This is a genomic window from Streptomyces sp. NPDC006450 (genome assembly GCF_040612195.1).
Lineage (GTDB): Bacteria > Actinomycetota > Actinomycetes > Streptomycetales > Streptomycetaceae > Streptomyces.
Window position 1 is genome coordinate 23,315 of record NZ_JBEXPT010000034.1, and the last position, 17,511, is coordinate 40,825.

Below are 17,511 nucleotides of genomic sequence, written 5' to 3' on the forward strand. Positions count from 1 at the left end.
CCCCCCCCCCCCCCCCCACCCACCCGGGTGGAGCGGGGTCGTACGGGTCAGGCGATCGAGAAGGTGACGACCGACTGGTAGCTGTCCGCGAACATGAACGGCGGGAGCTGGATCATTCCGGCTCCGCCGATCTCGAACTCGCCACCGGTCAGGTTGTCGCCGCCCGCGGCCGCCGAGGCGACCTTCATCGGGACATCGGAGATCGCACCGGGCGTACCGGCGGTGCAGGGGCTCGGGCTGTCCGGGTTGGTCACCTTGCAGGTCGGCTGGATGCCGATCTGCGCCGTGGCCATGGAGTGGCCGGTGACCGAGTTGAGGAACGGCGTCCGGGTCGCCGAGACGTCCCAGCCGAGGGTCCCGCCGCGGAAGTCCTGGACGGCCATCGCGGTGAACTGACCGACGATCGACTGGGACTTGCCGTTGATGGTGACCGAACCGAAGCTGACGGCGGGGTTGCCCGCCTGCGGGCCGATGGCCAGCGGGCCGGGCAGGACCTCCACGTCGACCGGGTTCTGCACGCCGGGCTGCTCGGCGATGAAGGAGTAGTCCTTGTACGGGAGGATCGCGCCGTCGATCCGGATCTTGTCGGCCGGCTGGTTGACGATGATGGTGCAGGTCGCGACTCCGGCCGCGGTGGCCGTGCCGGTACCGGTGTCACCCGTGGCCGTACCGTTCTTGAGTGCGGAACAGGTGACCGCGCCCGCCGGGAAGTTGGCGCCCGTGACGACGACCTCCTGGCCGGCCTTGCCGCTGTTGGGCGTCAGCTTGGTGGTGATGGGGTCCTTGGGCAGGGCTTCCACGGCCACCGAGCCGAGCGAGGCGCTCGGGCGCGGGTTCGGGGTGCAGGTGGTGGTGAAGACCGACCCCATGAGGCTCGCGTCGGTCACCGCCAGGTCCAGGGCCACCTGCACGGTGGTGCCCTCGGAACCGTCCGGGATCTTGATGGTGCCGGAGAAGCCGGAGGGGTCGAGCGGCGTACCGGCGACCACGTCGACCGTCTCGGGCGGGCTGACGACCGTCTGGAGGGTCGACCCGACCTTGAGGGTGATCTTGGAGACGTTCGTGGTCGTCACCGAGAAGCTGGGGACGACCGGGCTCGGACCCGGGTCGATGGTGACCGGGACCACGTCGCCGGCCTTCGCGCCGTCGGGCAGCGTGATCGTGTAGTTCTGCGTGCCCGAACCACCCGGCTGGGGCGCGGGGGCGACGCAGTCCATCGGGACGGGCGTCGTCTTGGTCGCGGCCTGCGCGGTGCCCGACAGACCCACCACGGCGCCCGTCAGGGCCAGGGACAGAGCGCCAGCCCCGGCCAGAACTCTTCGTCGAAACGTTGTACTCACTGGGTCGCGACTCCTTCGTCATACGAACCCTCCCCCCACCCGCTGTGTGGGGGAGGTCGAGCCGGTGCGGTGGCCGACATTGACGCGTCGCGGGATTGAGAAGTCAATGACTTGCTTTCGCCCGAAGCACACAGAAATTGATGTGCCATCAGGCCGGGTGGAGCGGAGGGGCGGATACCTCTTGGCCGGAGGGCGTGCGGGTGGGGCGGGTGGGGTCTCGGACAGGGCTTTCACCATGCTGCGGCCGGCGTCCGCCGGGGTCCGCCGGGGCGGGGGGAGGCGCCGCCGGCGGAGGATCCCGTACGGGCTACTGGTCGGTCGGGACGTGCAGCAACAGGTTCGGTGTCCCGGCCGGCAGGGCGGTGATCCGGTCCCGCACGGAGTCCCGTACGAGAGTTTCGGCCACCTGCGCCGGCGTCTGGCGCGGGCCGCCGGCCGCCAGGCCTCGTGCCAGCACCAGCGCGGCGGCGCCCGCCACGTGCGGGGCCGCCATCGAGGTGCCGGAGGCGCGGGCGGTGGCCGTGGTGGAACCCCTCCAGGCGGAGGTGACGGCCACGCCGGGGGCGGCAAGGTCCACGCAGGAACCGTAGTTGGAGAAGGCGGGCCGCCTGTCCAGTCCGTCCGTCGCGCCCACGGTGAGCGCCTGCGGGACGCCGGCGGGGGAGCCGGTGCATGCGTCCTCGCCGGAGTTGCCCGCCGCCACGACGAAGGTGATCCCGGACGCGATCGCCCGCGTCACCGCCCGGTCGAGAGCGAAGCTGTGGGCGCCGCCCAGGCTCATGTTGGCCACGGCCGGGGTCGCGGGCGACTTGAGGGCGTCCTTCACCATCCAGTCGATACCGCGGGTGATGGCCGACAGGGTCGCGTCCCCGCTGCAGTCCGCCACCTTCACGGCCACGAGCGAAACCCCCTTGGCCACGCCGTAGGTGGCTCCGCCGACGGTCCCGGCGACGTGCGTGCCGTGGCCGTTGCAGTCCCTGGCGCCTTCCATGAACACCGCGTTGGCGCCCCAGCGGGCCCGGCCGCCGAACTCCTGGTGCAGGGTGTCGATCCCGGTATCGATGACGTACGCGGTGATCCCCTCGGCCTTGGCCGGGTACGTGTACGAGCCGTCGAGGGGCAACTCGCTCTGGTCGAGCCGGTCCAGGGCCCAGGGCGCGGGGGTCTGGACGAGGGGAGCGGCGGGGGCGGCGGGGGCGGCGGGGGCGACGCCGTCGTCGAGGGGGGTGTCGTCGATCCGGAAGAGCGCATCGGGCTCCACGGAGGCCACCCGGGGATCGCCGGCGAGTTCGGCGGCGCGGGCGGCGGTGGTGCGGACGGCGAAACCGCTCAGGGCGGTGTCGTAGACGGCCCCGACGCTGTCGCCGGCGGCCTCGGCCTCGGCGGCGAGGGCACGGGTGAGGGCGCCCGCGGAGGCACGGGTGGCGGAGTCCTTGAGGACGACGACGTAAGGGGCGGTGGGGGCGTCGGCGGTGGCGGCTGCGGCGGTGGCGGCGTACGGCGGCAGGGCGGTGGCCGCCGCCAGCAGGGCGGCGGCCGGGAGCAGCGCGGTGAATGCGGTCATGCCGCCGATGCTCGGCGAGGTGCGGGCCGGCCGCGCGGAGGGTGCGCCGACTGGCCCCACGACACGCCGCTCCGGGGGCGACGGGCGGGCCCGGCCCGATCCGGAGGCCCTGCCCCGGGCCGTCTCTCTTGGATCTTGCCTGGCCTGCGCTGCCCGGCACCGCACCTCGCCGCACTGCCGGGGCGCCTGGGTACGTCCAGCACGCGGGTGCCCCGGCGGCGCGCCGAGGCACGGCCCCGGACGACGCGGGCCTGACCGGCAAGATCTGAAAGAGACGGCTCAGGGCCTGGGCCAGCCGAGCATCCTGAAGACGCCTTCGTCGCGGGCGCCGGCCGCCCGGTACGTCGCCAGCGCGGCCTCGTTGTCGGTGTCGACGCCCACCCACATGCCGTAGCAGCCGCGCGCCTCGGCCTCGGCGGCGAGCGCCTCGGTCAGGGCCCGGCCGAGGCCGCGCCGGCGGTGGCCCTCGTCCACGGAGAGCTCGTAGAGGCACATCTCGGTGCCCTTGTCGGGGTGGATCATCTCGATGCCGGAGACCATGCCGACGGGTGCGCCGTCCACGTAGGCGATCAGCATCAGGTGCCCCGGGGCGGCGAGGAACCTCTCCGACCAGTCCGCGCGGGCGGGACCGTCGAAGAGGCCCTCGGCGGCTTGGAGTTCGGCGACGGTACGGGCAGTGCGGATGTCCATGGCGGCGACGATAGCGCTGCGGCTGCGGCTGCCGCTGCCCCGATGGTGAGGGTGATGGCGAGAGCGGTGCGAAGGGCGGCGACGAACGGGGCGTCGGCAGCGTTGCCCAGGTGGGACCGACAGCGGTGCCGTGTGAGGCGCGCGGCAGTGGTGACTCAGAGGGTGGGTGAGCCGGTGGTGAAGGCCAGGGCCGGCACCCGGGTGAGGAAGCGGCGGCGAACCGGCCGTGAAACGGCGGCGGCGGGGCCGGGGCGGCGGCGAAGGCGGCGTTGATAATGGTCGGATGAGCCATGGGGAGCACGGTTTCGACACGGAGTGGCGCGCCGCGCCGGAGCCTCTGCGCAGGGCGCTCGCCCTCGCCTACGAGGCGCTCGCGGCCGGAGGCCTCGCGGTGGGAGCGGTGCTGACGGACGCCGACGGGAAGCCGGTCTCCGAGGGGCGCAACGAGGCGTACGAGGAGGGCCCGGGCGCCGGCCCCCTGCGCGGGACACCGCTCGCCCACGCCGAGATGAACGCACTGGGGGCCGCCCGCACGGGCTGGGACCTGGGCACGGCGACGCTCTGGAGCACCCAGGAGCCGTGCTCGATGTGCGCGGCGGCGGCCGAGTTCACCGGCGTGGGGCGGGTGCGTTACCTGGCGCCGGACCCGTGGGCGCTGTCGAGCGGCAACGGAGCCGGCGGCGACGCCGACCCGGGTCTGCCGCAGTGGCTGCTGGTGGCCAACACCATGTTCCTGCGGAGCGTGGCCGTGGCCTCGGACGGCTCCGGGGAACCCTCGATCCTGACCCACCACCGAACCGTGGAACCGGAGACCGCGGCCTTCCACGACAGCCTGCCGGCGGGCCTGCCGACGGCCGCTTCACCGGAGGACTGGCTGCGCCCCCACTGGACCCGTCTCACGGAACTCTCGGCGGCCCGCGAGCTGCGCACGCTCCGCTGAACCCCCGGGCGGACCCGGGTCAGCGGGTCGTGGCCGACACCTGCCGGACCGGGGCGCCGTCCTGTGCCGCCGCTCCGGGGGACGGGGTGCCGTCCGTCCAGGCGTAGACCTCCTTGCCGCGCACCGTGACCTGGTACTGGTAGGGGCCCCGGCACTCGGGACGCTCCTCGGACCCGGTGCCCGCAGGCCACCACTTGGCCTGCAGCGCCGTCCCGGCGTGCTTGCTCGGCGTGCCCGCCGAGCACTGCGGGCCGTCGAGCGGGGTCGCGCCCAGCGTGAAGCGGAGCAGCCGCGCCTTGCCGTCGGTGCGCGCCCTTATTCGCACGTCGGTCGCGTCCTTCGGCACCCAGCGGGGCAGCACCCACGTCTCCTCGCCGCGCGTCGGCTTCCCGCGCCCCGGCTCCCCATGCGTCGGGGCGTCGGCGGCCGTCGCGAAGCGCATGCCCTTCTCCTTGAACACGCGGTCGTTGATCGTGTCGGTCAGGGGGTTGGGCGGGAGGTTGGGGAGGGCGATGGCGGCGGTGGCGAGGACTCCCACGGTGGCGGCGGCGAGGACGAGAGGACGGCGGTTCATGTCCACGAGTATTCGCGGCGGTGCCCGTAGTCCGCGTCCCTCCCGAGGTTGAACCGAATCTCTGCCGGAAGGGTGACACCGGCTCATACCTGAGTACCGGTCCTGACCCCCGGCAGGGATCCGGATCCCCCGCGCGGCGCACGCCCTGTGCCCGCGCGTGCACCCCGACACCCGTGGTGGCAGCCCTCGTTAGAGGATGCGTGCCCCGCCGCCCCGCCTCCGCCCCCGCACCGGCAGCCCCGCTCCGGGCCGCAGCCCCGACCCCCTCCCCGCACCCCTCCACGGCCTCCTCCCCGACCCCCTCCCCGCCCGCGACCCCCGCCCGGACCGGAGCCCGGGTGTCCGCCCTCGTCTCCGGCGCCGTCGCCGCCGTACTGGCCTTCGCGCCGCCGGCGTCCGCGGCTCGGCAGGCCCCGCAGGTCCCGGAGGACAAGCCGCAGGTGCTGAGCGGCTGGACGCAGCCGAGCACGGCCAGTCAGGGCGCTTGGGCCGAGGCGCGCGGGAACCCGGGCGAGTGGGAGCCGTACGGCTTCGACTGGAGCACGGACTACTGCACGACGTCCCCGGACAACCCCTTCGGCTTCCCCTTCCGGATCGCCTGCGCCCGGCACGACTTCGGCTACCGCAACTACAAGGCGGCGGGGGAGTTCCAGGCGGCCAAGCCCCGACTGGACGAGATGTTCCACTCGGACCTGAAGCGGGTCTGCGCACGCTACTCGGGCGCCCGCAAGGCCTCCTGCGACGGCACCGCCTGGACCTATTACCAGGCCGTCAGGGCCTTCGAGTAGCCCTCCCGACCGACCGTCGGAGTGCGGAACTGGTACGCCTGCGAGGCGCAGTTCACGGATGCGGACGGGGCCCAGGCTTGCTTACGGCCCCGCTACGCGGGCCACGCTAAGGTGCCCTGACCTGTACGAAAGCCCTCCGCGGGGGAGGGCTTCGGGGTGGTGCGGTAAAAGTGCCCCCGGCAGGACTCGAACCTGCGGCCAAGTGCTTAGAAGGCACCTGCTCTATCCACTGAGCTACGGGGGCCGGAAGGTGGCCGTGGTGGCCTGGAGCCCCTGGACGGGGGTGGGGCTTTGGTCCGTGCCGGGTCAAGGATAGGGCTCCGGTTGCCTTGTCCCGGTTGCTTCACTCGCGTGCCACGATGTGGAGGTTCGGTGAAGCGGTCCCGATAATCGCAGGCAGGTGCGATTCTCGCACCGCTTTTGCGTCGTGGCGCCCTGGGTGTTGTGCACTCGTTATGCCTGCGCCCCACTCGTCCGCTGTGTCCGGGATGTGCCGCTGGAGTAGCGCTCGGCGCGCAGAGGACGTATAAGCTTCAAAAATGCTCCTAAATTGGGCATTCTTCGCATGTGGTGACCTTGGATGTTCGGCCTCAGCTGCTCGATGCCCTGTCCGCCCTGCGCGACCGGGTCGCGTCCGTGCGTCTGCCGCTGCCCCTGCCCGGCGCCCCCCGCGCCCGCCAGACCAGAGCCGAGCTGCTCGCGCAGCTCGACGACTACCTCGTACCCCGGCTGAAGGCGCCGGAGGCGCCGCTGCTCGCCGTCGTCGGCGGGTCCACCGGGGCCGGTAAGTCCACCCTCGTCAACTCCCTCGTGGGGCGCCAAGTGAGTGAAGCCGGAGTGCTCCGGCCCACGACGCGCACCCCCGTCCTCGTCTGCCATCCGGATGACCACCACTGGTTCGCCGGGGTGCGGGTGCTGCCCGATCTGATGCGGGTCTGGGCCCCCCAGGACGACGACGACACCCCCGCGCCCACCCGGAAGCCCCACCGGCCGGGCGGCCACCACGGGCACGGGTACCCGCCCACCCGCGAGGTGCGGATCGAGACCGTCTCCACCCTGCCCCGCGGCCTCGCCATCCTCGACGCCCCCGACATCGACTCCCTCGTGGTCGACAACCGCACGCTCGCCGCCCAGCTCATCTGCGCCGCGGACGTCTGGGTGATGGTCACGACCGCCTCGCGGTACGCCGACGCCGTGCCCTGGCACCTCCTGCGCACCGCCAAGCAGTACAAGGCCACCCTCGTCACCGTCCTCGACCGGGTCCCGCACCAGGTGCTCGCCGAGGTCTCCCGCCAGTACGGGGCCCTGCTCACCCGGGCCGGGCTGGGCGAGGTACCCCGGTTCACGGTCCCCGAGCTGCCCGAATCGGCCGGCGGGGGCGGGCTGCTGCCCGCCAGCGCCGTGGCCCCGCTGTTCGCCTGGCTCGCGCACCACGCGCAGGACCCGGCCGCCCGCCAGTACGCCGTCGGGCGCACCGCGCTCGGCGCGCTCGACTCCCTCGGCCGCCGGATGCCGGAGCTCGCGTCGGCCGTCGCGGCCCAGCACGCCGCCGCCGTACGGCTGACCTTCGCCGTCGAGGACGCCTACAAGCGCGAGGGCAAGCGGGTCCGGGGCCGCCTGGACCGGGGCGCCGTACTCGCAGGGGACGCGCTGACCCGCTGGCGCGGCTACCCGCTCGACACCAGCGCCGACGAACTGCTCGACTCCCTCGCGGAATCCCTCGCGGCGCTGCTCCAGTGCGCCGTCGCCGCCGCCGACGAACGCATCGCGGAGGCCTGGCGGCGCGAGCCCGCAGCCGGCGCCGTGTCCCTGCCCGCCCCCGACCGCGAGGCGGCGGAACGTATCGGCATGGCCGTACGCCGTTGGCGGCGCGTGCTGGAGGAGCTCGCCGAGGAAGAGGTCGCGGGACTCGACAAGCAGCCCGCGCCCGACCCCGACGGGATCGCCGCCCTGCTGGTCGCGGCCCTCCTCGGCGGCAAGCGGGCCCGGCCGGCCGGGGAGAAGCTCGCCGAACGGATCGGAGTACAGGCCGCCGTACGCCTGCGAGACCGCGGCGGCGAGCTCGTCGCCGAACACCTCGACCAGGTGCTGCGCGCCGAACGCGACCGCCGACTCGCCCCGATCGAAGCGCTCGAAGTGAGTCCCGAACCCCAGGCCGAGCTGATCGCCGCGCTGTCCGTACTGCAGAAGGAGAGGTGACGCGGTGACCGCCCTGACCGACCGCACCGACGACCGCTGGGACGACGGACTGATCGCCCGCTCGCGCCCCCGGACCAGCGAGGACGACTGGCCCGTGAGCGGTGACGAGGAGGGCGACGACGCACTCGTCCGGGCGGTTTCCGGCGCAGGGAGCGACGGCGGCAAGGCCCCCGCGCCCCCGCTCAGCCCCGAGGCCCAGGCCCTGCGCGTCCGCCTCGACGCGCTGCGCCAGCTCATCGGGCTGTCCCGCACCAGGATCCTCGACGGAAAGACCCTCGCCGAAGCCGGACGCGTACTCGACGAGGCGGCCGCGCGCCGCGGGCTGTCGGCGCAGCACACCGTCGTCGCCATCGCGGGAGCCACCGGAAGCGGCAAGTCCACGCTCTTCAACGCACTCGCCGGAGTGCAGATCTCCGAGACCGGACTGCGCAGGCCGACGACCGCCGCACCCATCGCGTGCAGCTGGTCCGACGGCGCCGCGGGACTGCTGGACCGGCTGGAGATCCCAGGACGGCTGCGCCGCCGCCCCCGGGAGACCTCGGAGGCCGAGGTGCTGCGCGGCATGGTCCTCGTCGACCTGCCCGACCTGGACTCGGCCGTCGGCGCCCACCGCGACCACGTGGACCGGGTACTGGCCCTGGTCGACGCCGTGGTGTGGGTCGTGGATCCGGAGAAGTACGCGGACGCCGTCCTGCACGAGCGGTACCTGCGCCCGCTGGCCGGGCACGCCGAGGTGACCTTCGTCGTGCTGAACCAGGTGGACCGGCTGCCCGGGGAATCCGCCGATCTCGTGCTGGACGACCTGCGCCGGCTCCTCGACGACGACGGGATCGCGCTCGGCGAACACGGCGAGCCCGGCGCCACCGTCATCGGACTTTCCGCCCTTACGGGTGAAGGCGTCGGGGAACTGCGCGAGATGCTCGGACAGTTCACCCAGGAGAAGGGCGCCGCGACCCGCCGCATCTCCGCCGATGTCGACAAGGCCGCGGCCCGCCTGCGACCGCTCTACGTGGCCGACGGCCACGCCGGGCCCGAGATCGGGGAGACCGCGCGCGCCGAGTTCGAGGACCGGCTCGCCGAAGCGGTCGGCGCGTACGCGGCCGGGCTCGCCGCCGAGCGGGCCTGGCGGCGCAACGCCGGAAAGGCCTGCGGCACCCCGTGGCTGCGCCTGTGGCGGTGGTACGAGAGCCGCCGCTCCCCGCGCTCGCTGGCCGGTCTCGCCGCCCTGGCCGCGATCGGGCGTTCCCCGGTGGCCTCCGAGCCGCCGGTCGAGGAAGAGGTCACGGCCCGCCAGCGGGTGGAACAGGCCGTACGGACCGTCGCCGACGAGGCGGTACGGGGCCTGCCCGACCCCTGGGCGCAGGCCGTACGGGAGACCGCGGTCCGCGGCGCCGAAGGGCTGCCCCAGGCGCTGGACGAGATCGCGGTGACCCTCGGGCCGGCGGTCACCGGGCCCAGCGCCCGTCCGCCGCGCCCCTCGTGGTGGCCGGCTGCGGTGCTGGCGCAGGCGGCCATGACCCTGCTCCAGATCTTCGGCGGGCTGTGGCTGGCCGGGCAGATCGTCGGGGTCCTGGAGCCGGTCCTGATGCCGCCGGTCCTGCTGATGGTGGCCGGGATCATCGGCGGACCGCTCGTGGAGTGGGCCTGCTCGATCGGGGCCCGGGGTCCGGCACGGCGCTACGGGCAGGACGCGGAGCGGCGGCTGCGCCAGGCCGCGGCCGGCTGCGGCCGGGCCCGGGTGCTGGAGCCGGTGGCGGCCGAGCTGCTGCGCTACCGGGAGGTGCGCGAGCAGTACGCGACGGTGGCGAAGTTGTCCACAACCCGTCAGTAGTCCACAGGCCCGAGCGGGTTCCGGCGGCCCGGGCCAGCATGGTCGTACCTCGTGCGGATGGTCCGGGCGGGTACGGAATGCGGGTCGGGGCGGCGCGTGGTCGAGCGCGCCGCCGGGCCCCGGAAGGGCGGCCGGGATGAACGACACCCAGGTGACGCTGGTGGGCTACGTGGCCACGCAGATCGACTACAAGGACACGGCGAGCGGCCCGGCGGCCCGGTTCCGCTTCGCGGTCACCCCCAGGTACTACGACCGGAAGAAGGAGACCTGGGCGGACGCGCCCACCAGCTTCTACACGGTGTGGGCCCGGCGCGCCCTCGCCGTGAACCTCGCAGGATCCGTCTCCGTCGGCGAACCGCTGGTGGTCCACGGGAGGCTGCGGGTGCGGGAGGACCCGCCCGACGGTGAGGGCAACCGGTGGTTCTCGGCGAACATCGACGCGACCGCCATCGGGCACGACCTGAACCGCGGCACCGCCGCCTTCCGGCGAGTCGTCAGGACGGACGTGCCGCTGATGGGCACTCAGAAGGCGGCGGTGGTCTGAGTGTTCGAGGAGGCTAGGATTCCCCGGTACTCACGGGCACCTGGGCCTTCGGCCCGAAGGGGAAGACTGTGTCGATTGCCGTTCCCGCACCCTCCACTCCTGCCGCCGCTGCCGGCGTTGCTCCTGTCGGCGCTCCGGGCGGTGGTCCGGTTCCCGCTGTCACGCCGGTCTGTGACGCACCGGCGCCGCGCACCACGGTCGCCGCGGCCATACGGGGCTCCGTACGCCGGCCGATCATGGTGGCCCTGCTCGCCGCCGCGCTGGCCGGGGCCCCGGGTGCGGTGGCGGCCGCGGACGCCGGACCGGCCGCACCCCGGACGCCGGAGGGAGCGAGCGCCGTCCTGGACGGGCTGAAGACCTACGGGCAGGCCGTCCTGCACGGCACGGACGGAACCGTGCGGCAGATTCCGGCGGGACTGTACGAGATGCGGGTGGACGGGGGCGGCACGCTCCAGACCTACGGGGTCGGCGTCACGGGCGCCGCGCAGCCCCAGGCGCGGTTCACGGAGACCGGGTGGAACGGCACGCCGCTCGCCGGGAACGGGGAAGCGGGCCGGATCCGCTGGGTGCTGGAGCACTCCTACCCCCAGCTGAACGATCTGGCGGGGCTCGCCAAGGCGGCCGGAGCGGCGGCGCTCACAGCGGAGAGCGCCGCGGCCGGGACCCAGGTGGCCATTTGGCGGCTGGCCGAGGGCGTACGGGTGGAGGCCGTCGACCCGCAGGCGGAGAAACTGGCCGACTACCTGCAGCGGGCGGCGCGGCGGCTGCCCGAACCGCCGGCGTCACTCGCGGTGGATCCCGGAGAGGTGTCGGGTCCGCTGGGCACCCGGATCGGGCCGGTCACGGTGCGGACGGGCGCGCAGAGCGTGAGCGTGACCCCGGACGCGGCGGCCGTGGCCATGGGGGTGCGGGTGGTGGACGCCCGGGGCCTGCCGGTCACCTCCGCCGTCAACGGCGGCAAGCTGTACTTCGAGGTGCCGGAGGGGACCCCGGACGGCAGCGCCGAGGTCACCCTCCGCGGGTCCACCCGGGTACCGGTCGGCCGGGTCTTCACCAGCGGGGTCCCGGCGAAGGTCCAGATCGTGGCCGGTTCCAGCGAGTCCGCCACCGTGGCCACGGCGACGGCGAAGTGGCCGCGGCTCCCCGTCGCCCAGCCGGCCGGCGAGGCGGCGTCGGGCGCGGCGATGGCCGCGCTGGGCGCCCCGGGCGCGTTGTCGGCGGATGCCCCGGCCGTGGATCCGGACACCTCGGAGGAGCGGCTGGCCGCCAGCGGCAGCTCGGCGGCCACCCCGGTGATCGCCTCTCTGGCGGTGGGCCTGGTCGTCCTGGGAGGCCTGGTCGTCCTCCTCCTGCGCAAGCGCCCCCTGGAGGACGGCCCCGGCCCGGAACGCTCGACGGAACCGGAGTAGGGCGCGGAGCGGGGCCCCACCGGGTTCAGGGAACCGGCCCCGCGCCGTGGAACCGGAGCCGTGGAACCCCTGGCCCGCCCGGGGGCCGGCCCCCGGGCCTGGTCCCCGGCCCCGGCCCCGGGCCTGGTCCCCGGCCCCGGTCCCCGGCCCCGGGCCTGGTCCCGGGTCCCCGGCCCCGGTCCCGGCCCCGGTCCCCGGCCCCGGGCCCCGGTTTCGGCCGGAGGGGTGGGATTCGGGGTGGCCGCGACGGGGGCTGGTTCGGATCCGGCGGTTCGGGTAGAGGCAAGAAATGGGTGATCAAGAGCTGACCTGGCGGGGCGCGGTCGCACGAGCGGACCGGTGGCTGTTCGACGTGGTGGCCCGGCGGCACTGGCCGGGGGCCGACCGGGTGCTGCCGCGGCTCGGGCGGGCCGCGAACCACGGCGTGCTGTGGGGCGGGGCCGCCGTGGGGATCGCCGTCCTCGGGTCGGCCGGGGCCCGCAAGGCGGCCGTGCGCGGGGCCGCGTCGCTGGCCCTGGCCAGCGCCACCATCAACACCGTCGGCAAGTGGTCGGTGCGCAGGACGCGCCCGGTGCTGGACGGGGTGCCCGCAGTGCGGCAGCTCGCCACACAGCCGCGTACCACCTCCTTCCCGTCGGGGCACTCCGCGTCCGCGTTCGCCTTCACCGCCGGAGTGGCCCTGGAGTCCCCGCTCTGGGGCGCCGTGCTGGCCCCGGTCGCCGCGTCGGTGGCGTTCTCGCGGGTGTACACCGGCGTCCACTACCCCTCGGACGTGGCCGCGGGCGCCGCGCTGGGGGTGGCGGCCGGGTTCGTCGTCCGCCGGCTCACCCGGGACGCCGAGGTGGCCCGGATCGTGCCCGGCGACGAGCGGGCCGCCGTGGGGGCGCCCGCGCTGCCCGACGGGTCCGGGCTCACGGTGGTGGTCAACACCGGGTCCGGCACGGCCGCCACGACGGGGCTCGACGTGCTGCTGCGGGAGCGCCTGCCGAAGGCCGAGCTCGTCGAGTGCCAGGGGCCGGAACTCGCCGCGGAACTGGCCGCGGCCGCCGAGCGGGCCACCGTGCTCGGCGTGTGCGGTGGCGACGGCACCATAAACGCCGCCGCCACCGCAGCGCTGCGCGCCGGGATCCCCCTGGCGGTGTTCCCCGGCGGCACGCTCAACCACTTCGCGCTCGACCTCGGCCTCGCGGGAACCGAGGACACCTGCCGGGCCGTGGCGGCCGGCCACGCCGTCCACATCGGCGTCGGCCGCTTCACCCCGGGCCCCGGCCCGGACCCCGAGGACACCCGGGCGGGGTACTTCCTGAACAACTTCAGCATCGGGGCCTACCCCGAGCTGCTCGGCACCCGGCTCCGCTGGGCCCCCAGGATCGGCGGCGGCCCCGCGGCCCTCCTGGCGGCCTGGCGGGTCCTGCAGGCCGAGCGCCCGGTACGGCTCAGCCTCGCCGGGAAGCCGCGCAGCGTGTGGCTGCTCTTCGCGGGCAACGGCACCTACCAGGGCACGGGCCCGGCGCCCCGCTACCGCAAGAGCCTGGGCGAGGGCCTGCTCGACGTCCGGCTCGTCCACGGCGGCGGCCGCCCCGGCCCCCGCCTGCTGGCCGCCGCCTTCGCGGGCCCGCTGAGCCGCTCCCCGGTCCACGTCGCCACCCGGCTGCGCAGCCTGCGCGTCGGCGACATCCCCGCCGGCACCCCGCTCGCCTACGACGGCGAGTACGCGCAGGCCCCCAAGGCCCTCGTCCTGGAGGAGCTCCCCGACGCCCTCACGGTCTACCGCCCCCGCTGACCCCGTCCCCGCCGACCCCGCTGGGCGCCGGCTTCACGGAACAGCCGGTCCCGGACCCCCCGCCCCCGGATCTCCGGCCTCCCGGTCTCCCCGCACCCCCGTCTCCAGCGCGCATGCCTCCCGGGCCCCCACGTCCCGGGCCCCCACGTCCCGGGCTCCCGCCTCCCGGGCCCCCGCCTCCCGGGCACCCACGTCCCCGGCCCCCGTCCCTCCGGCCTCCACACCGAGATCGGTCCGCATCGTGTCCCGCATGACCTCCCAATGCCCCGTGAGGTCGATGAGCTGGGCATGGATCTCCTCGAACGAACCGTCCGGTTCGGGCTGCCCCTCGGCCAGCCGCATCGTCCGGGCGTACACGCCCGCCAGGCGCCTCGTCATCAGGTCCAGCTGCACCAGCACGGCGGCGGAAGCGATCATCTGGGCCTCCGAGAAGGCGGTGTGGTGCGCCGAGCGGGCCTCCTCCACCACCGCCCGCTCCTGCGCGTCGGCCTGCTGCTGGTGGGCGGCCCACAAGTAGGACATGAGGGCGATCCGGAACCGCCGGTACGCCGCGTTCGCCGCGGTGTAGCACTCCCGCCTGCGGGCCAGCTCCGCCAGCTCCTGGTCCCGTAGCCACCGCGTCCGGTCCACCTGCTGCTCCCGCTCGAACTGAGCCGCCTGCACCCGCGCCAGCATCCGCTGCGACAGCACCGTCGCCAGGAGCGTCCCTGCCACGCCGACCACGGCGGCGCCGAGCGCGATGAGCCCGCTGTCCATACGTCCCCCCACCTCGGACGCAGCCCCCCGGCCGCCCCCTCGTCGGCGCCATCCTGCCGTGCGGCGCAAGGCCGCGGGAGTCATTCGCGGACGCCGATCCGGTGGCCTCGGGGCTGAACGGGTTTCCCCCCGGGGATGGACGTCAGGCAAGATGGGGTGTATCTGCCCACCCATCGATCTGCCGGACGGTTTCTCTTGGCTGAGTTCATCTACACCATGCGCAAGACGCGCAAGGCGCACGGCGACAAGGTGATTCTTGATGACGTCACCCTGAACTTCCTGCCCGGCGCGAAGATCGGTGTGGTCGGCCCCAACGGCGCCGGTAAGTCCACCGTCCTCAAGATCATGGCGGGGCTGGAGCAGCCGTCCAACGGCGAGGCCTACCTGTCTCCCGGCTTCACCGTCGGCATCCTCATGCAGGAGCCGAAGCTCGACGAGTCCAAGACGGTCCTGGAGAACGTCCAGGACGGCGCGGCCGACATCATGGCCAAGCTGAAGCGCTTCAACGAGGTCGCCGAGGAAATGGCGACCGACTACACCGACGCGCTGCTGGACGAGATGGGCAAGCTCCAGGAGGTCCTGGACCACGCCAACGCCTGGGACCTCGACGCCCAGCTGGAGCAGGCCATGGACGCCCTGGGCTGCCCGCCCGGCGACTGGCCCGTCACCAACCTCTCCGGTGGCGAGAAGCGCCGTGTCGCGCTCTGCAAGCTGCTGATCGAGGCCCCGGACCTGCTCCTCCTCGACGAGCCCACCAACCACCTCGACGCCGAGTCGGTGAACTGGCTGGAGCAGCACCTTTCGCAGTACAAGGGCGCCGTCGTGGCCGTGACCCACGACCGGTACTTCCTGAACAACGTCGCCGAGTGGATCCTCGAGCTCGACCGCGGCCGCGCGCACCCGTACGAGGGCAACTACTCCACGTACCTGGAGAAGAAGGCCACCCGTCTCAAGGTCGAGGGCCGCAAGGACGAGAAGCGCCAGAAGCGCCTCAAGGAAGAGCTCGAGTGGGTGCGGTCGAACGCCAAGGGGCGTCAGACCAAGTCCAAGGCCCGCCTCGCCCGCTACGAGGAGATGGCCGCCGAGGCGGACAAGATGCGGAAGCTGGACTTCGAGGAGATCCAGATCCCGCCGGGCCCGCGTCTGGGCTCGATCGTGGTCGAGGTCAACAACCTCAACAAGGCGTTCGGTGACAAGGTCCTGGTCGACGACCTGTCCTTCACGCTGCCGCGCAACGGCATCGTGGGCATCATCGGCCCGAACGGCGCCGGCAAGACCACGCTCTTCAAGATGCTACTGGGTCTGGAGGCGCCGGACTCCGGCTCCGTCAAGATCGGCGAGACCGTGAAGATCTCGTACGTCGACCAGAGCCGCGCCAACATCGACCCCAAGAAGTCCCTGTGGGCCGTCGTGTCGGACGAGCTGGACTACATCAACGTCGGCCAGGTCGAGATGCCGTCGCGCGCGTACGTCAGCGCCTTCGGCTTCAAGGGCCCGGACCAGCAGAAGGCCGCCGGCATCCTCTCCGGTGGTGAGCGCAACCGCCTGAACCTGGCGCTGACGCTCAAGGAGGGCGGCAACCTGCTGCTCCTCGACGAGCCCACCAACGACCTCGACGTCGAGACCCTGTCCTCGCTCGAGAACGCGCTCCTGGAGTTCCCGGGTGCGGCCGTGGTCATCTCCCACGACCGCTGGTTCCTGGACCGGGTCGCCACGCACATCCTGGCGTACGAGGGCGAGTCCAAGTGGTACTGGTTCGAGGGCAACTTCGAGTCGTACGAGAAGAACAAGGTCGAGCGGCTCGGCGCGGACGCGACCCGTCCGCACCGTGCCACCTACAAGAAGCTCACCCGAGGCTGAGGGCCGAGGAAACGGGCCATGGCCAGACACCACTACCGATGCCCCCTCCGCTGGGCGGACATGGATGCCTTCGGGCACGTCAACAACGTCGTCTTCCTCCGCTACCTGGAGGAGGCGCGGATCGACTTCATGTTCCGCCTGGCGCCGGGGGAGGGCAGTGAGTCCTTCACGGGCGGTTCCGTCGTGGCCCGTCACGAGATCGACTACAAGCTGCCCCTCGTGCACCGCCACGAGCCGGTGCTCATCGAGTCCTGGGTGACCCGGATAGGCGCCGCGTCCCTGACCATCCGCTACGAGGTCAAGGACGAGGCGACCGAGGACGCGCCCGAGACGGTCTACGTGCGCGCCGAGACCGTGGTCGTGCCCTACAACCTCGCCGAGGGGCGGCCCCGCCGCATCACGGCCGAGGAGAAGCTCTTCCTCCAGGAGTACCTGGACGAGCCGAAGGGGCAGCCGAAGACCGGTGCCCGTGCCGGGGGCATCGCGGCATGAACCAGCAGCTGCGCTTCGCCGACTCCGGGGAGGCGGCGGACCTCGCCGCCTTCCTGGGCCGGCTGGTGCACTACGACCGCGCCGCCGCCGTCCGCCTGCAGGCGCAGGCCGGCGGCGGCGCGCTCGCCGTTTTCGGGCGGCCGCCGTCCTTCGACGTCCTGGCCGTCCGTACGGTGCGGCTCTCCGCACCCCTCTCCGCTCCGCTCGACCTGACCGTCTCGGCCGGGGAGCTGCTGGAGTCCGTGGACGAGGGCGAGGGCGAGCGGGCCGGCGCCGTCGTCCCGGCGGCCGTCACCGGACCGCCCTGGGCGGGCGTGCTCCCGCCCCGCGGCGGCTGGACCCCGGTGGCCGGGCTGCCCGGTCCCGAAGAGATGGCCGAGGCCCTGGCCGCCGCCGTCGCCGAGTTCCGGGCCCGCGACGAGGCCCTTCCCCCGCAGCACCGGACCCGCTCCGAGCGCGACCGCATCGGCCGCGAGATCTGGTCCCGCACGCTGGGGGACACCGAACTTCCGCTGCGCGCCGTGCACGCCGCGCAGTCCCTGGGCTTCCTGCGGCCGGTACGGTCCACCGTGCCCGCCGCGCCCACCCCGCCCGGCGCCCCCGAGCCGGTGGCGCTGTTCGCCTCCGGGGGCTGGCTGCGGCTGCGCACCCCGTACGGGTCCGTGGCCACGCGCCGCCCGGGCGGCCTCGGCACCCTGCTCGTCCGGCCGGTCTAGCCGGCCGCGCCGTACGGGACCCCGC

At 73.8% G+C, this 17,511-nt stretch carries 15 protein-coding genes and 1 tRNA gene; 10 read left to right on the forward strand and 6 right to left on the reverse strand.

All coding sequences use genetic code 11. The features are described 5' to 3' along the window. Window positions 1-47: 47 nt before the first annotated feature. The 3 genes from ABZY57_RS13700 to ABZY57_RS13710 all read right to left on the reverse strand — a co-directional run bounded on the left by ABZY57_RS13700 (window position 48) and on the right by ABZY57_RS13710 (window position 3,594). On the reverse strand, window positions 48-1,340 hold the full coding sequence (locus ABZY57_RS13700; RefSeq protein WP_356511427.1) for a hypothetical protein: 1,293 nt from the start codon (window positions 1,338-1,340) through the stop codon (window positions 48-50). Between the two features lie 307 nt (window positions 1,341-1,647). After that, window positions 1,648-2,904 carry a S8 family peptidase gene (locus ABZY57_RS13705; RefSeq protein WP_356511428.1) on the reverse strand — a complete coding sequence of 419 codons (1,257 nt, stop codon included), beginning with the start codon at window positions 2,902-2,904 and terminating at the stop codon, window positions 1,648-1,650. Between the two features lie 279 nt (window positions 2,905-3,183). Next, complete coding sequence (locus ABZY57_RS13710; RefSeq protein WP_356511430.1) at window positions 3,184-3,594, reverse strand: GNAT family N-acetyltransferase; 411 nt, start codon at window positions 3,592-3,594, stop codon at window positions 3,184-3,186. 283 nt (window positions 3,595-3,877) lie between these two features. On the opposite strand from ABZY57_RS13710, the gene ABZY57_RS13715 reads away from it, so the two are divergent. Then, on the forward strand, window positions 3,878-4,534 hold the full coding sequence (locus tag ABZY57_RS13715; RefSeq protein WP_356511432.1) for a nucleoside deaminase: 657 nt from the start codon (window positions 3,878-3,880) through the stop codon (window positions 4,532-4,534). 19 nt (window positions 4,535-4,553) lie between these two features. On the opposite strand, the gene ABZY57_RS13720 is transcribed toward ABZY57_RS13715, so the two are convergent. Next, the gene (locus ABZY57_RS13720) at window positions 4,554-5,108 is read right to left on the reverse strand and encodes a hypothetical protein (RefSeq protein ID WP_356511434.1); all 555 of its coding nucleotides are present in this window, start codon (window positions 5,106-5,108) and stop codon (window positions 4,554-4,556) included. Window positions 5,109-5,482: 374 nt separating this feature from the next. Here ABZY57_RS13720 and ABZY57_RS13725 point away from each other — a divergent pair, with 374 nt between their 5' ends. After that, window positions 5,483-5,896 (forward strand): phospholipase, encoded by a 414-nt coding sequence (locus ABZY57_RS13725; RefSeq protein ID WP_356511466.1) that lies wholly within the window; start codon window positions 5,483-5,485, stop codon window positions 5,894-5,896. Between the two features lie 171 nt (window positions 5,897-6,067). Here the strand turns inward: ABZY57_RS13725 and ABZY57_RS13730 are convergent. Then, window positions 6,068-6,140 (reverse strand) — tRNA-Arg (locus ABZY57_RS13730). Between the two features lie 332 nt (window positions 6,141-6,472). On the opposite strand from ABZY57_RS13730, the gene ABZY57_RS13735 reads away from it, so the two are divergent. The 5 genes from ABZY57_RS13735 to ABZY57_RS13755 all read left to right on the forward strand — a co-directional run bounded on the left by ABZY57_RS13735 (window position 6,473) and on the right by ABZY57_RS13755 (window position 13,662). Continuing rightward, window positions 6,473-8,095 (forward strand): GTPase domain-containing protein, encoded by a 1,623-nt coding sequence (locus tag ABZY57_RS13735; RefSeq protein WP_356511436.1) that lies wholly within the window; start codon window positions 6,473-6,475, stop codon window positions 8,093-8,095. A 4-nt stretch (window positions 8,096-8,099) separates the two neighbouring features. Continuing rightward, window positions 8,100-9,926, forward strand: coding sequence for a GTPase (locus ABZY57_RS13740; RefSeq protein ID WP_356511438.1), 1,827 nt, complete (start codon window positions 8,100-8,102; stop codon window positions 9,924-9,926). 136 nt (window positions 9,927-10,062) lie between these two features. Next, window positions 10,063-10,470, forward strand: coding sequence for a single-stranded DNA-binding protein (locus ABZY57_RS13745; RefSeq protein WP_356511440.1), 408 nt, complete (start codon window positions 10,063-10,065; stop codon window positions 10,468-10,470). 236 nt (window positions 10,471-10,706) lie between these two features. Beyond that, window positions 10,707-11,879 (forward strand): thioester domain-containing protein, encoded by a 1,173-nt coding sequence (locus ABZY57_RS13750; RefSeq protein ID WP_356511442.1) that lies wholly within the window; start codon window positions 10,707-10,709, stop codon window positions 11,877-11,879. A gap of 289 nt (window positions 11,880-12,168) precedes the next feature. Further along, window positions 12,169-13,662, forward strand: coding sequence for a phosphatase PAP2 family protein (locus ABZY57_RS13755; RefSeq protein WP_356511444.1), 1,494 nt, complete (start codon window positions 12,169-12,171; stop codon window positions 13,660-13,662). A 33-nt stretch (window positions 13,663-13,695) separates the two neighbouring features. Here the strand turns inward: ABZY57_RS13755 and ABZY57_RS13760 are convergent, their stop codons facing one another. After that, window positions 13,696-14,418: a hypothetical protein gene (locus tag ABZY57_RS13760; protein WP_356511446.1), complete on the reverse strand. Its 723-nt coding sequence runs from the start codon at window positions 14,416-14,418 to the stop codon at window positions 13,696-13,698. 195 nt (window positions 14,419-14,613) lie between these two features. Here ABZY57_RS13760 and ettA point away from each other — a divergent pair, with 195 nt between their 5' ends. From ettA to ABZY57_RS13775, 3 genes are read left to right on the forward strand one after another with little or no spacing between them, the layout of a single operon-like run. Continuing rightward, window positions 14,614-16,278, forward strand: a complete 1,665-nt coding sequence (ettA, locus tag ABZY57_RS13765; protein ID WP_351591681.1) for an energy-dependent translational throttle protein EttA — start codon at window positions 14,614-14,616, stop codon at window positions 16,276-16,278. Between the two features lie 18 nt (window positions 16,279-16,296). Further along, window positions 16,297-16,770: a thioesterase family protein gene (locus ABZY57_RS13770; RefSeq protein WP_356511448.1), complete on the forward strand. Its 474-nt coding sequence runs from the start codon at window positions 16,297-16,299 to the stop codon at window positions 16,768-16,770. Continuing rightward, entirely contained in the window at window positions 16,767-17,486 is a 720-nt protein-coding gene (locus tag ABZY57_RS13775) for a hypothetical protein (RefSeq protein ID WP_356511450.1), read from the forward strand. The genes ABZY57_RS13770 and ABZY57_RS13775 overlap by 4 nt, the downstream gene beginning before the upstream one ends. The last annotated feature ends 25 nt before the right edge of the window (window positions 17,487-17,511 follow it).

Excerpts from the sequence above, each read along its gene's own strand:
- ABZY57_RS13705 (WP_356511428.1), bottom strand. The coding sequence starts at position 2,904 with ATGACCGCATTCACCGCGCTGCTCCCGGCCGCCGCCCTGCTGGCGGCG.
- ABZY57_RS13710 (WP_356511430.1), bottom strand. The coding sequence starts at position 3,594 with ATGGACATCCGCACTGCCCGTACCGTCGCCGAACTCCAAGCCGCCGAG.
- ABZY57_RS13715 (WP_356511432.1), top strand. The coding sequence starts at position 3,878 with ATGAGCCATGGGGAGCACGGTTTCGACACGGAGTGGCGCGCCGCGCCG.
- ABZY57_RS13720 (WP_356511434.1), bottom strand. The coding sequence starts at position 5,108 with ATGAACCGCCGTCCTCTCGTCCTCGCCGCCGCCACCGTGGGAGTCCTC.
- ABZY57_RS13745 (WP_356511440.1), top strand. The coding sequence starts at position 10,063 with ATGAACGACACCCAGGTGACGCTGGTGGGCTACGTGGCCACGCAGATC.
- ABZY57_RS13750 (WP_356511442.1), top strand. The coding sequence starts at position 10,707 with ATGGTGGCCCTGCTCGCCGCCGCGCTGGCCGGGGCCCCGGGTGCGGTG.
- ABZY57_RS13755 (WP_356511444.1), top strand. The coding sequence starts at position 12,169 with ATGGGTGATCAAGAGCTGACCTGGCGGGGCGCGGTCGCACGAGCGGAC.
- ABZY57_RS13760 (WP_356511446.1), bottom strand. The coding sequence starts at position 14,418 with ATGGACAGCGGGCTCATCGCGCTCGGCGCCGCCGTGGTCGGCGTGGCA.
- ABZY57_RS13770 (WP_356511448.1), top strand. The coding sequence starts at position 16,297 with ATGGCCAGACACCACTACCGATGCCCCCTCCGCTGGGCGGACATGGAT.
- ABZY57_RS13775 (WP_356511450.1), top strand. The coding sequence starts at position 16,767 with ATGAACCAGCAGCTGCGCTTCGCCGACTCCGGGGAGGCGGCGGACCTC.